General features: G+C 33.0%; 11 protein-coding genes and 2 other annotated features. Of the genes, 7 read left to right on the top strand and 4 right to left on the bottom strand.

The window, feature by feature from the left end; all coding sequences use genetic code 11:
• Positions 1-12 precede the first annotated feature (12 nt).
• Complete coding sequence (locus COJ46_RS03590; RefSeq protein WP_097977801.1) at positions 13-441, bottom strand: hypothetical protein; 429 nt, start codon at positions 439-441, stop codon at positions 13-15.
• Positions 442-652: 211 nt separating this feature from the next.
• Positions 653-832: a binding site (T-box leader), on the top strand.
• A 79-nt stretch (positions 833-911) separates the two neighbouring features.
• Here COJ46_RS03590 and COJ46_RS03585 point away from each other — a divergent pair.
• The 4 genes from COJ46_RS03585 (at position 912) to COJ46_RS03570 (ending at position 3,765) form a co-directional block, all read left to right on the top strand.
• On the top strand, positions 912-2,297 hold the full coding sequence (locus COJ46_RS03585; protein ID WP_097977799.1) for a glycine--tRNA ligase: 1,386 nt from the start codon (positions 912-914) through the stop codon (positions 2,295-2,297).
• Between the two features lie 127 nt (positions 2,298-2,424).
• Complete coding sequence (locus COJ46_RS03580) at positions 2,425-3,147, top strand: Bax inhibitor-1/YccA family protein (RefSeq protein WP_069032390.1); 723 nt, start codon at positions 2,425-2,427, stop codon at positions 3,145-3,147.
• Positions 3,148-3,262: 115 nt separating this feature from the next.
• Positions 3,263-3,457, top strand: coding sequence for an NETI motif-containing protein (locus COJ46_RS03575; RefSeq protein ID WP_097977798.1), 195 nt, complete (start codon positions 3,263-3,265; stop codon positions 3,455-3,457).
• A 62-nt stretch (positions 3,458-3,519) separates the two neighbouring features.
• The gene (locus tag COJ46_RS03570) at positions 3,520-3,765 is read left to right on the top strand and encodes a DNA alkylation repair protein (RefSeq protein ID WP_097977796.1); all 246 of its coding nucleotides are present in this window, start codon (positions 3,520-3,522) and stop codon (positions 3,763-3,765) included.
• Positions 3,766-3,876: 111 nt separating this feature from the next.
• On the opposite strand, the gene corA is transcribed toward COJ46_RS03570, so the two are convergent.
• Positions 3,877-4,818, bottom strand: a complete 942-nt coding sequence (gene corA, locus COJ46_RS03565; protein WP_097977794.1) for a magnesium/cobalt transporter CorA — start codon at positions 4,816-4,818, stop codon at positions 3,877-3,879.
• A 365-nt stretch (positions 4,819-5,183) separates the two neighbouring features.
• Positions 5,184-5,428: a binding site (T-box leader), on the top strand.
• 66 nt (positions 5,429-5,494) lie between these two features.
• Here corA and ileS point away from each other — a divergent pair.
• Together ileS and COJ46_RS03555 are read left to right on the top strand one after the other, a co-directional pair.
• Positions 5,495-8,575 (top strand): isoleucine--tRNA ligase, encoded by a 3,081-nt coding sequence (ileS, locus tag COJ46_RS03560; RefSeq protein WP_483294978.1) that lies wholly within the window; start codon positions 5,495-5,497, stop codon positions 8,573-8,575.
• Positions 8,576-8,744: 169 nt separating this feature from the next.
• Positions 8,745-8,930: a hypothetical protein gene (locus COJ46_RS03555; RefSeq protein WP_097977793.1), complete on the top strand. Its 186-nt coding sequence runs from the start codon at positions 8,745-8,747 to the stop codon at positions 8,928-8,930.
• Positions 8,931-9,016: 86 nt separating this feature from the next.
• Here the strand turns inward: COJ46_RS03555 and COJ46_RS03550 are convergent, their stop codons facing one another.
• Entirely contained in the window at positions 9,017-9,619 is a 603-nt protein-coding gene (locus COJ46_RS03550; protein ID WP_097977791.1) for a LysE/ArgO family amino acid transporter, read from the bottom strand.
• A gap of 98 nt (positions 9,620-9,717) precedes the next feature.
• On the opposite strand from COJ46_RS03550, the gene COJ46_RS03545 reads away from it, so the two are divergent.
• Positions 9,718-11,139, top strand: a complete 1,422-nt coding sequence (locus COJ46_RS03545; RefSeq protein ID WP_097977789.1) for an aminotransferase-like domain-containing protein — start codon at positions 9,718-9,720, stop codon at positions 11,137-11,139.
• A 159-nt stretch (positions 11,140-11,298) separates the two neighbouring features.
• Here COJ46_RS03545 and COJ46_RS03540 read toward each other — a convergent pair whose 3' ends face one another.
• A complete protein-coding gene (locus tag COJ46_RS03540; RefSeq protein WP_097977787.1) occupies positions 11,299-12,504 on the bottom strand; it encodes a cytochrome P450 in 1,206 nt (401 codons plus the stop codon).
• Positions 12,505-12,608: the final 104 nt, after the last annotated feature.

Below are 12,608 nucleotides of genomic sequence, written 5' to 3'. Positions count from 1 at the left end.
CATTAATAATGATTATTTATTAGAAATAAATTCCGAAACTTTTAATTGTTCTTCACTTGACGCATTGTTAATTGAAGATTGAAGTGATTCCTCTAGTAAACTACGATTCTTGTAAAAATCTTCATGTTTACTATTATAATAGTACTTCACTGCTTCTAAATCTGAGAAAAACTCTTTTCCAAGCTTTAGAAGAAATGTTACTGGAAGTCCTTCGATCACTACTGTATTTACATGTTTAGAAATTTCATTTACCGTACTGTTTGAAGTTGAAATCATTTCCTCGTTTAATTCTTTAACAAGTAATTGTTCGAACCCTTTTATTTTATTGTTTCTTTTGTTCACGATTCGCTTTTTGTTTGTCTTTAATAAACGAATGGAATGATGTTTATCAAGCAATACTGCTGAACGTTTCTTTTTCTTTAAAAAAATGCTGCTACTCAAAACTAGCACTCCCTTCTGATAGTATTGGTATATAAATAAAACAACTTTTCTATCATACCAATTAATGCTCATACTGTAAAGGTTTTATCTTTACATGATGTATCCCCTGAAATATTCAAAAAATTCACGGTATTTTTTTATCAAATTTGTTCATAATAATATTTGACTTAATCATTGTCACTTTGTTAAAATAACAACATATTATTTATTACATATAACGTTGACGGAAAGAAGTACCTAAAGATTATTTTGACTAGCGAATTGAGGATGGTGTGAGCTCAATCAAAACCTTTAGCGAAAGGCATTCCTGAGTTAATTCTTAAAGTGGACAATTTTTTTAATTGTCAACTAGGGTGGAACCGCGGGTGCATATACAGCTCTCGTCCCTAGGCAGAAAATGCCTAAGGATGAGAGCTTTTTTATTTCATTCTTGCATTTTCAAAATCAATTGAAAATTGGAGGCAGATGAAATGTCAGAAAAAACAATGGATGTCGTAGTAAGTCATGCTAAACACAGAGGATTTGTATTTCCAGGATCTGAAATTTACGGTGGTTTAGCAAATACGTGGGATTATGGTCCACTAGGTGTTGAATTAAAAAATAATGTGAAAAAAGCTTGGTGGAAAAAGTTTGTTCAACAAAGTCCATATAATGTTGGATTAGATGCTGCAATCTTAATGAATCCACGTACTTGGGAAGCTTCAGGTCATATTGGTAACTTTAATGATCCAATGATCGATTGCAAAAATTGTAAAGCTCGTCATCGTGCTGATAAATTAATCGAAAATGCACTTGAAGAAAAAGGAATGGAAATAATCGTTGATGGTCTTCCATTTTCAGAAATGGCTAAATTGATTGAGGAACATAAAATTGCTTGTCCTGATTGTGGTAGCCATGATTTTACAGATATTCGTCAATTTAACCTAATGTTTAAAACATTCCAAGGTGTTACTGAGTCAAGTACGAATGAAATTTTCTTACGTCCAGAAACAGCTCAAGGTATTTTCGTAAACTTCAAAAATGTTCAACGTACAATGAGAAAGAAAGTACCATTTGGTATTGCTCAAATTGGTAAAAGCTTCCGTAATGAAATTACACCAGGAAATTTCACGTTCCGTACTCGTGAATTTGAACAAATGGAGCTTGAATTCTTCTGTAAACCAGGTGAAGAATTAGAGTGGTATTCTTATTGGAAAGAAACTGCTAATAAATGGCTATTAGCTTTAGGTATGAATGAAGAAAATCTTCGTTTACGTGAACATAGTGCGGATGAATTATCACACTATAGTAACGCGACAACTGACTTTGAATATAAATTCCCATTTGGTTGGGGCGAATTATGGGGCATCGCGTCTCGTACAGATTATGATTTAAAACAACATATGGAATATTCAACAGAAGATTTCACATATCATGATCCAATTACAAATGAAAAATACGTTCCATATTGTATCGAGCCATCATTAGGTGCAGATCGTGTGACATTAGCATTTTTAATTGATGCTTATGAAGAAGAGGCATTAGAAGATGGTACATCTCGTACAGTAATGCGTCTACATCCTGCATTAGCACCATATAAGGCAGCGATTTTACCATTATCTAAAAAATTATCAGAAAATGCACAAGAAGTATTTGCTTCTTTAGCAGAAGATTTCAATGTTGATTTTGATGAAACTGGTTCAATTGGTAAACGTTACAGACGTCAAGATGAAATCGGTACTCCTTTCTGTATTACTTACGACTTCGAATCAATTGAAGACGGAAAAGTAACAGTTCGTGACCGTGACACTATGGAGCAAACTCGTGTTGCAATAAGTGAATTACAATCATTTTTAGCAAATAAAATTAAATTTTAATTTATTTTTTTGAAATAAGGTGTCCTTTTGGACATCTTTTTTCATATATTTTACTAAAGCTTGTTTAAAGTTTAAGAAATTTACTAAAAATGGTAAAATAAAGGTATAAAATAAAGGAGGAGTTTAAATGAGGAGTTCAAATCCTATCTTAAATTCTGAACGATTAACGAAATCAAGACATGCTGCTAAAGCGATGACGATCGGTGGGACAATTGGTAAAACAATTATCGCATTAATCTTACTAATTGCAACAGCAGGATACTCATTTTATCTAACGGCTACTGGAACACTGAATTCTAAAGTGTTTATTGGATGTTTAATCGTTGCATTCATAATTGGGTTAGTAACATCTTTTTCTCCTAGAATTGCGCCAATTACTACACCAATTTATGCAGCAGTTGAAGGGATTCTAATTGGTAATATTTCAGCTGTTTACGAAGCAACATATGGAATGATTGTCCTACAAGCGGTTCTTTTAACAATAGCAATTATAGCAGGAACATTAATTTGTTATGCTACTGGACTAGTTAAAGTAACGCACCGTTTTAGATCAATTGTTTTCGGATTAACAATCGGAGTGTTTATCTTTTATTTACTAACGATGGTCCTTCAACTATTCCATGTTCCAATTCCATATATCCATCAATCTGGTCCAATCGGAATATTTGTTAGTTTAGCGATACTTGTTATTGCTTCATTAAATCTATTCTTGGATTTTGATCTAATTACGACAAGTGTTAGACAAGGTGCACCAAAAGAGTTCGAGTGGTATTGTGCTTTTGGTTTATTAGTAACAGTCATTTGGGTTTATATTGAAGCACTTCGATTCCTATCGAGGCTTCGCGATTAAATAATTTTAGTCAGTCAGACCTTACTCTCAAATGAAAGTAAGGTTTTTTACTATAGTTTGATTTGAATTCAATTATGATTAGATAGAATTACAATAGTGGAAAGTAGGGAAATAGATGAGTAAGAAAAAATTTGAAGTCTTTGAAAATGAAACAATTAATGATTGCTTAGAGAGAATGGAAAGAGAAGGCTATACACCAGTTAAAAGAATGGAAGTACCAATATTTTCAGAACAAATGATTAACGGAAAGGTAGAAATTGAACCGACTGGAAGAAAGATTGTATTTGAAGGCAAATTAAATACGAATTAATATGAATAAATATAATAATTTAATGGAATAGTAACCTTATATGAATAAAATGAGGTGAAAATATGCATAAATTAGCATGTCCACGCTGTAAAACAAACAAAAGTAGATTTTATTTAATCGAACAAAACCCAAAAGCAGTTAAATTAAATGCTCAAAGCGGAGATGTTGAAACAGAAGAATACGTTTCAAGTGGGCTAGATCCATTTTTTGTTCCATATAAAGGTCCAGAATATTTAGTTCAATGTGGAACTTGTGGTTTAATTGATCAAAGTGTAATGTTTGAAAAAACAGCAGATTCATTGAAATAATAAAATAAAAAAAACTAAGTGCGAAGGTATAAATAGAATAAAAATAAGATGACCTCTACAGAGATCATCTTATTTTTGTTGGATAGTTTTTCGTATTATAATGAGTATTTTTTAGAACCAATCTTTTTTCTTGAACCACATTACTAATCCAATCACGATGATTAGCATGATCACCCAACAGTAATAATAACCATATTTTAATTGAAGCTCAGGGATGTGAACAAAATTCATTCCATATACACCGACGATGAATGTTAGTGGCATGAACACAATCGAGACCGATGTTAACATTTTCATCGTTTTATTCATTTTGTGTGAGTTTGTTGAAATATAACTTTCTCTAATGTCATTTGCCATTTCCCTGTTATCTGCAATGTCATCTAATAGTTTTAATAAATGATCGTAGACGATTCGCAATTTCTTTGTCGTTTCTTTGTCAATTTCAACGTGGGTTGAATTTAATATACGATAAATTAAATCTTTTGTTGGTTTAACTGTTTTTCTTACTTTTGATAATTTGCTTAATTGTGTTTTAATTCCATCGATCATGCTTAAATCGGAATTTGTTCCTAATTCATCAATCTCTTCGATGTCATCTTCAATTTTTTGGACGATTGGAAAGAATTTATCAACAATTTCATCAGAAATGTGATACAGGATTCGTTCTGGTTTTATTCCTTTTGTACTCTTTAATCCTTTTAGTTTGTTCCACACAATTTGTATCGCATTTGACTCCTCCCAGCAAAATGAAACGATGTACTTGTGGGACAAAAAGAGATCGATTTCAGCTTGTTCCATGTTCTCCTGCAATGATTGTAGAATGATAAAACGATAGCCATCGTAATAATCCATTTTCGGTCTTTCTTTATAACTTACACAATGCTTAATTGCTATTTCATCGAATTGGAATTGAGTTCGCAATAAGTCAATTTCTTCTTTTTCAGGTTTACCAAAATCGACCCAAACCCAATCAATTTGTTCGGTATTTAATTCTTCAATTGATACATCAAACGCATGGGTTCCGTCCTTGTATACAGCCATCGTTTTGATCATTTCGGCACCCCTTTTTCTCTTTAATTTTCTCCAAAATCAGTTTAACACAATATTCTCCATTAGTTTTTAAAAAAATTATGAGAAAGTATTAACGATTAACAAAAGATTGATTCGTTTAAAATTGTAAAATTAGATTAGAATTGAATAAGGTAGAGAAATAATAGCTGCTTTTCTTTCCTTAATGGCGGAAAATAGTGAAAAGTGATAAAAAGATATTTTACGATCAAAAGGATCATTAACTTTGACATTTAGAAGTTTCTTTTGCAATTGGAATACGGAATTTAAATTAAGTAAAAAATAAATTTAAGAAAACTTTGACTTTTTAGTAGTCGATGGATATAATAAATAACAATTAAAGCACACAAATGAATTCAATGACGAGAAAAGTAATTTTCGTTACTGTTCTACAGAGAGCCGGGGAAGCTGAAATCCGGTGAATAGTACTTAGATGAAGATCCTCTCCGAGAAGTCAAACTGAAAACATAAGTAGGTTTGAACGGGTGTCTACCGTTAAAAGGAACGCGTATGATTGTACGTGACTGAGTGCTATTGAAGAGCGGAATGTTTTCAATAGAATTAGGGTGGTATCGCGGTTAAACCCGTCCCTTATTATAGGGGCGGGTTTTTGTGTGCTTTAAAAAAAGAAGAGAGGCGATATCATATGAAAAAAGAAAACATGAAAGAATCTGTTCAAAATCGTGAAAAAAGGATTAGTGAACTTTGGTCTAAAGAAAATACTTTTATTAAATCAGTTGAACAAAGAGAACATAATCAATCTTTTGTTTTTTATGAAGGTCCCCCGACTGCAAATGGACTACCACACGTTGGTCACGCTTTAGGTCGTACGATAAAAGATGTGGTAGCTAGATATAAAACTATGGCTGGTTTCCAAGTTGTTCGGAAAGCTGGATGGGATACGCATGGTTTACCAGTTGAACTCGGTGTTGAAAAGATGTTAGGCATTTCAGGTAAGGCAGAAATTGAACGTTATGGTGTAAAAGCTTTTCTTGATAAATGTAAAGAAAGTGTTTTTACTTACGAGAAACAATGGCGAGACTTTACTGAGCAGTTAGGTTATTGGGTGGATATGGATGATCCATATGTAACACTGGACAATTCTTATATCGAAAGTGTATGGAATATCCTAGGGACAATTCATGAAAAAGGTTTACTAGTAAAAGGTCACCGTGTTTCACCTTATTGCCCTAGCTGTCAAACATCACTAAGCTCACATGAAGTAGCGCAAGGATATAAAGACGTTAAGGATTTATCTGCAACCGTTAAGTTTAAATTGCAAGATGAAGATAATGTTTATTTCCTTGGATGGACGACAACTCCGTGGACACTTCCTGCTAATGTAGCGTTAGCTGTAAATCCAACTATGGAATATGTTCGTGCTAAAAAAGGTGAGGAAGTATTTATTCTTGCTAAGGCATTAGTAGATAAAGTGCTAAAAGCTGATTATGTCATCTTATCTGAATTTCTCGGGGCAGATCTAATCGGTATTAGTTATTTACCACCATTTAATTTCGTAAAAGTTGAAGTTGGACATAAAGTTGTGAAAGCAGATTTTGTAACTGAAGGTAGTGGTACTGGAATTGTTCATATCGCACCTGCATACGGTGAAGATGACTATAAGGTTGTGCAAGAAAATGGGTTATCTTTTGTAAATGTAGTGAATGAAAAGGGCCAATATACTGATGAAGTACCTAATTTTCAAGGTCGTTTTGTTAAAGAGTGTGATGTAGATATAGTGAGGTATTTAGCCGAAAACGATTTATTATTTAGTAAAGAAAAATATGAACACAGCTATCCGCATTGTTGGCGTTGTGATTCACCTTTACTCTATTATGCGAATGAAAGTTGGTTTATTAAAACGACCGCATTAAAGGATGAGTTTATTAAAAATAATGAAGAAGTAACTTGGCATCCAGATCATATAAAATACGGCCGATTCGGTCATTTTTTAGAACAAATGGTAGATTGGAATATTAGCCGAAAAAGATATTGGGGCACACCATTAAATGTTTGGGAATGTGTTTCATGTAATCATCAATTAGCACCAAAAAGTATAAATGAATTATGTAACCATTCGGTTGAAGAAATTGACAGCTCAATTGAACTGCACAAACCTTTTGTTGATGAAGTGACTCTTAATTGTCCAAATTGTAAAAGGAATATGAAAAGAACACCTGAAGTAATTGATGTCTGGTTCGATAGCGGTTCGATGCCATTTGCCCAGTATCATTATCCTTTTGAAAATAAAGAGAAATTTACAAAACAATTCCCGGCTGATGTTGTCATTGAAGGGATTGATCAAACAAGAGGCTGGTTCTATAGTTTACTTGCAGTATCTACTTTATTTACCGGGAAAGTACCGTATAAACGAGTATTATCTCTAGGCCATGTTTTAGATGAAAATGGACAAAAAATGTCTAAAAGTAAAGGGAATGCACTAGATCCAGTAGAATTAATTCAAAAATATGGTGCTGATTCATTAAGATGGGCTTTATTGGTAGACAGTGCGCCTTGGAATCCGAAGCGTTTTTCTGAAAGAGTCGTTCAAGAGGCGAAATCGAAACTCATCGATACAATCGACAATGTTCATAGTTTTTACAGTTTATATGCAAATTTAGATGGATTTAATACAACAGAACAATATGAGTATCAATCAAGTACGTTGGATAAATGGATCATTTCACGTTTGCATAGTACAGTCAAAAATGTAACCAAAAATTTAGAGGATTATCAATTTACAAATGCTGCAAGAGACATCGCTAAATTAGTAGATGAAGTAAGCAATTGGTATGTAAGAAGATCAAGAGAACGATTTTGGTCAAATGGAATGAATAAAGAGAAGGCCGCGGCTTACTATACACTGTTTGAAGTATTAACAAAAGTAAGTCAATTGTTAGCACCATTTACGCCATTCTTAGCGGAAGATGTTTATTTTAATTTAACAAAACAAAGCGTCCATTTATCTGATTTCCCAGTTTGCGATGAAACATTAATCGACGTTCAGCTTGAAAAGGAAATGGATGCAGTTCTAAAAGTTGTGGAACTTGGAAGAAGCATCCGAAATGCAAATTCATTAAAGATCAAACAGCCACTAGCTAGTTTAACTTTAGTTAGTAACAATGAAGAGATCAATTGGGATTTATATAAGGAAATTGTTTTAGATGAGTTAAACGTAAAAAAATTCCAACAAGTAAACAACGAAAATGAGTTTTCAATCTTAAAATTAAAATTAGATTTTAAAAAATCAGGAGCAAAATTTGGAAAGCTTTCAAATTTAGTCAATCAATCACTTCAAGTATTAACAAATGAAGAAGCAAAAAGAGTGATTGAGAGTGGGTACGTTAATGTATTAATTGAAACAGGAGAAACTGTTAAAGTCGATGCACAAGATATTTTAGTTGAAAAAAGCGCAAGAGAAGGTTTTGCATCAGCGACGAATGGCGAATATACAGTGACCCTCGACACATTACTAACAGAAGATCTTATCCAAGAAGGTACTGTAAGAGAATTAATTAGGTCTATTCAAGAATACCGAAAAGAATTAGATCTACCAATTAATATGCGCGTAGACATTGGAATAACAGCTAATCCAGAATTTATTGAAATCATAGAAAAGTTTAAAGGAATGCTTGAGGAAAACTTATTAATGAGAAAACTAGTTGTGAAAAATCAAGTGAATGGAAAAGAAATTAAAGTTGGTGATTATCAGTCCCAAATAGAATTAGTTGCTTCTAATTAATTGAATAGTTAAAGTGAAATGACAGACTAATAACAAAATTTTAGTCTGTCATTTTTCTTCTTAATTGACGTGGGCAAGGGCTCTTATTTTTTAAATTCAATAGTTTAAAGGTTTATTAAAATAGCTGTTGAATTAATTAATTAGTGCTGGATGATTTAAGGAGGATTAGATGATTTCTAAAAAGAGCATTTATGTATATTTGATTTACGCAGTTTCTTTTGCCATATCGTATTTTTTAGTTAGAGTATTCATATTTCATGGCGAAATTAACTCAGCATTTGCTGGCTCTATTGCCGGTGGATTTATTGGATTTTTAATATCAATTATTTTTGCTAAACCTATTGAAAGAAGATAATCTTAAAAATCGGTTTATCAACTACTTTTTGCTAAAGTTGAACCAGAAAAAAGGATGATCAACATTCGATCATCCTCTAGTCTACATTAAGTTAATCCAATTAAAAGATAAATGCTAGTTCCCCAAATAAACAAGGCGGAGAATTTGTTGAATATGTTCATTAAACCTCCTGTACTGTCTACCTTCTTCATGACTGAGCCTGCGACCGTTAAACCAATAAACCAAATCCAAGATACTGTAATACATGCAATCGTAAAGAAAACTTGTTCCTTTCCGACATATTTTAATGCACTTGTTCCAATTACACCGACTGTATCTAAGATTGCATGAGGGTTTAATAAGGAAACTGATAAAGCAAAAATGATCTGCTGTCGGCTAGGTAATGCACTGTTTGATTCATTTGCTGCAGGTTTAGATCTCCAAATAACATACCCCATGTATATTAAAAACAAAATACCAGCAATCATCAGGCTAATTCTTAGCCATTCAAATTGTAGAACGATAGTGGAAAGTCCGAAAACAGCTAATAGAATTAAAAAAGTATCGCATACAGCAGCAGTAAAAGTCGCAGGAAGCGCTCGAATTAGTTTTGGCTGTGTGGCACCTTGTGAAAATACAAATACATTCTGTACCCCTAAAGGTAAAATAAGTCCGAATGCTAAGACTAGACCATGAATAATAGCTTCCATCAAATCAACTCCCTTTCAATTACTATCGTACTATGATAAAACTAAAAGAAAACAACCAATTGGATGGTATTATATCCACCCAATTTAGGGGGAGTTAGATGAAATGGAAACCAAATCGTGATTCTCATTTGACTGTTCAAGAGCAAATTGTAGATTGGATAAAATCTCGAATTGAACGAGGTGATTGGTCTGTTGGGACAAAGATTCCAACACAGCGTCAACTAGCAACGCAATTTAATGTGAACCGTAGTACCGTACAACTTGCACTTGATGAATTAAGGGCAGATGGATTGATTGAATCAAAAATGGGTTCAGGGGTATATGTGGCTAACAATTCGTGGAACGTACTTTTGAGCAAAAATCAACCAAATTGGCAGAGACATATTGAATCAAGTATTCATAAACCAAACTACCATACGATTCAACTCATAAATGAATATGAGCAAATGGATCATATCATACGTCTTGGAACAGGTGAATTATCACCTGAATTATTACCAACTAAACAAATAGAAGATTCGTTAAGAAAGATTTCACTTGATTCCAAAGCAATTGGCTATTCATCTCCGCAAGGAAGTGAAAAGCTCCGAGGAATTTTAAGTAATTATTTAAAAAAACGCGGTATTGAATCAGCACCAGAGAACATTTTAATTGTTTCGGGTGCACTTCAAGCGCTTCAATTAATTGCAGTTGGATTATTGGAAGAGGGATCCATTTTATTTCAAGAACAATTTTCGTATTTAAATTCAGTACATCCCTTTCAATCTAATGGTATGCGAATGACTTCAGTTTCAAGAGAACATCAATTAAAAGATAATTTACGGGCACATAAAGGAAAGAGGCAATCTTTATTCTACTGTGTTCCAACACTAAACAATCCAACGGGCTATAATTGGTCGTTGGAAGAAAAGCAAAATCTATTTGATACATGCAAAGAGCTACAAATTCCGATTATTGAAGATGATGTGTATCACGAATTACTTTTTGAATCATCTTCTCCTGCTATAAAATCGTTTGACACATCAGGACAAGTTCTATATATCGGGAGTGTATCCAAAACACTAAGTCCAGGATTAAGAATTGGTTGGGTTGTTGCACCTTCGCCTGTAATTGAACGACTAGCTGATATTAAAATGCAAACAGATTACGGTTCAAGTGCCTTTTCGCAAGAAATCGTATCACACTGGATCGCAAACGGTTTATACGAAAAGCATCTTGTTAACCTTCGTGAACAATTGCAAAGAAGAGCTAAATACGTAGAAGAAATTTTAGAAAAGGACTTTAAAAAAATAGCTTCATGGAAAAAGCCTGAAGGTGGTTTCTACATATGGCTTAGATTTCATAATCCAATTGTAAATAAGACTTTATTTTTAAAATTACTTAAAGAAAATATATTAATCAATCCAGGTTATATTTACGAATCAAGAGATTTACACCATATTCGTCTTTCTTATGCCTACGCGTCATTTGAAGATTTAAAAAAGGGATTAAATATTTTACTACAAATAAGCCAACAGTGATTTCACTTAGAACCTTAATTGTACCTTTTAATGAAGATTTTGCACAGTAAAAAAGAGCACCGAGATTTCGATGCTCTTTTTTATGTTATATATTGTTCTACAACATAGTAAATTAAAATTTAATTTCTGTCTGCAAAAGTACACAGTTTGCTAGAAACATCACTGGATACTTGCCTGAATCTTTAAGCTTTCAAACCCTCGAAATGCAACATTTTTACGGCGAGTTGGCTCCTCTATTAGAACTGGATTCACTAAATGTCTAATCAGTTTTTCAATTGCAATTTGTCCTTCTAATCTAGCAAGTGGGGCACCTAAGCAGAAATGCGGGCCGGATGAAAAGGATAAATGTTTTATATTTTTTCGAGTGATATCAAATATTTCAGGATTAGTTGTGACTGTTGGATCGTAATTGGCTCCACCTAATGAAACCATAAAGTAATCGCCTTTTTTAATCGAATTTCCAGCAAACTCAAAGTCTTCTCTAGCCCACCTAGATGTAAAAATAACGGGTGATTCGTATCTTAATATTTCTTCAATAGCTGAAGGAATTAACGTTAAATCATTTTTTAATAGCTCAAATTGCTCAGGATGTTTTAATAATAAATAATATCCATTCGTGATTAAATTAACAGTAGTTTCATGACCCGCTATTAATAAAAGAAGACAACTTGCGATCATTTCATCTTCACTTAATTTATCACCAGATTCCTCCGCTACGATTAAATTACTAATTAAATCCTCTTTAGGTTCAATTCTTCTTTTAGATATAAGATTTCTGAAATAATTAGAAGCATCAAGAATATCCTTTGATACTAACTCTAAATCCTCCATAGTCGTATTAAAATCAATAAATTTAATAAATGCATCAGACCAATTGCGAAATAAATCTCGATCTTCTTTCGGAACACCTAATAGATCAGTTATGACAAATACAGGTAGTAAATATGAAAAATCACGGATTAGTTCGTAGGTAAATTTTCCCTTCATATTTGCTATCAAATAATCAGCAATTTCATTTACCGAAGTTCGTAAATTTTCAACCATTCTTGGAGAAAAGGCTTTGTTCACGAGATTTCTCAATCTTGTATGATCAGGAGCATCTCGAAATAACATCATTTTTCGATTTATTGCAATTGCAGGCATAACACTTTCAGGTATTTGTTCAGTTGGAGTGACTTTGTTTGCTTCTTTTATAAAACGGGGGTCTTTTAGCATGATTTCTGCTTCTCTATAGCCTGTTACTAGCCATCCAGTTCTCTGAAATAGCTCCGTATAAAGCACAGGGCTGATTTGTCTAGCGTTACTAAAATACGAATATGGGTCTTTGTAAAATTGCAGTGGATTCACTTTTAATTGATTGTTCATACAACTGTTCTCCCTTATGAATGAAATGAGTCTATTTATTTCTATTTCTATGAAAATGGATTATTCCCAAATTTTGGATAACACAAAAAAAGGATACTTTTGTA

The sequence above is a fragment of the Bacillus sp. AFS077874 genome (assembly GCF_002566505.1).
Lineage (GTDB): Bacteria > Bacillota > Bacilli > Bacillales > Bacillaceae_G > Gottfriedia.
Note: the sequence above shows the minus strand (reverse complement) of the source record. Positions and strands in the feature narration are given on the sequence as shown.

What these genes read in the sequence shown, in the direction of transcription:
- COJ46_RS03585 (WP_097977799.1), top strand. Translation starts at nt 912, where the DNA reads ATGTCAGAAAAAACAATGGATGTCGTAGTAAGTCATGCTAAACACAGA.
- COJ46_RS03540 (WP_097977787.1), bottom strand. Translation starts at nt 12,504, where the DNA reads ATGAACAATCAATTAAAAGTGAATCCACTGCAATTTTACAAAGACCCA.
- COJ46_RS03550 (WP_097977791.1), bottom strand. Translation starts at nt 9,619, where the DNA reads ATGGAAGCTATTATTCATGGTCTAGTCTTAGCATTCGGACTTATTTTA.
- COJ46_RS03575 (WP_097977798.1), top strand. Translation starts at nt 3,263, where the DNA reads ATGAGTAAGAAAAAATTTGAAGTCTTTGAAAATGAAACAATTAATGAT.
- COJ46_RS03570 (WP_097977796.1), top strand. Translation starts at nt 3,520, where the DNA reads ATGCATAAATTAGCATGTCCACGCTGTAAAACAAACAAAAGTAGATTT.
- ileS (WP_483294978.1), top strand. Translation starts at nt 5,495, where the DNA reads ATGAAAGAATCTGTTCAAAATCGTGAAAAAAGGATTAGTGAACTTTGG.
- COJ46_RS03555 (WP_097977793.1), top strand. Translation starts at nt 8,745, where the DNA reads ATGATTTCTAAAAAGAGCATTTATGTATATTTGATTTACGCAGTTTCT.
- COJ46_RS03545 (WP_097977789.1), top strand. Translation starts at nt 9,718, where the DNA reads ATGAAATGGAAACCAAATCGTGATTCTCATTTGACTGTTCAAGAGCAA.
- COJ46_RS03580 (WP_069032390.1), top strand. Translation starts at nt 2,425, where the DNA reads ATGAGGAGTTCAAATCCTATCTTAAATTCTGAACGATTAACGAAATCA.
- corA (WP_097977794.1), bottom strand. Translation starts at nt 4,818, where the DNA reads ATGATCAAAACGATGGCTGTATACAAGGACGGAACCCATGCGTTTGAT.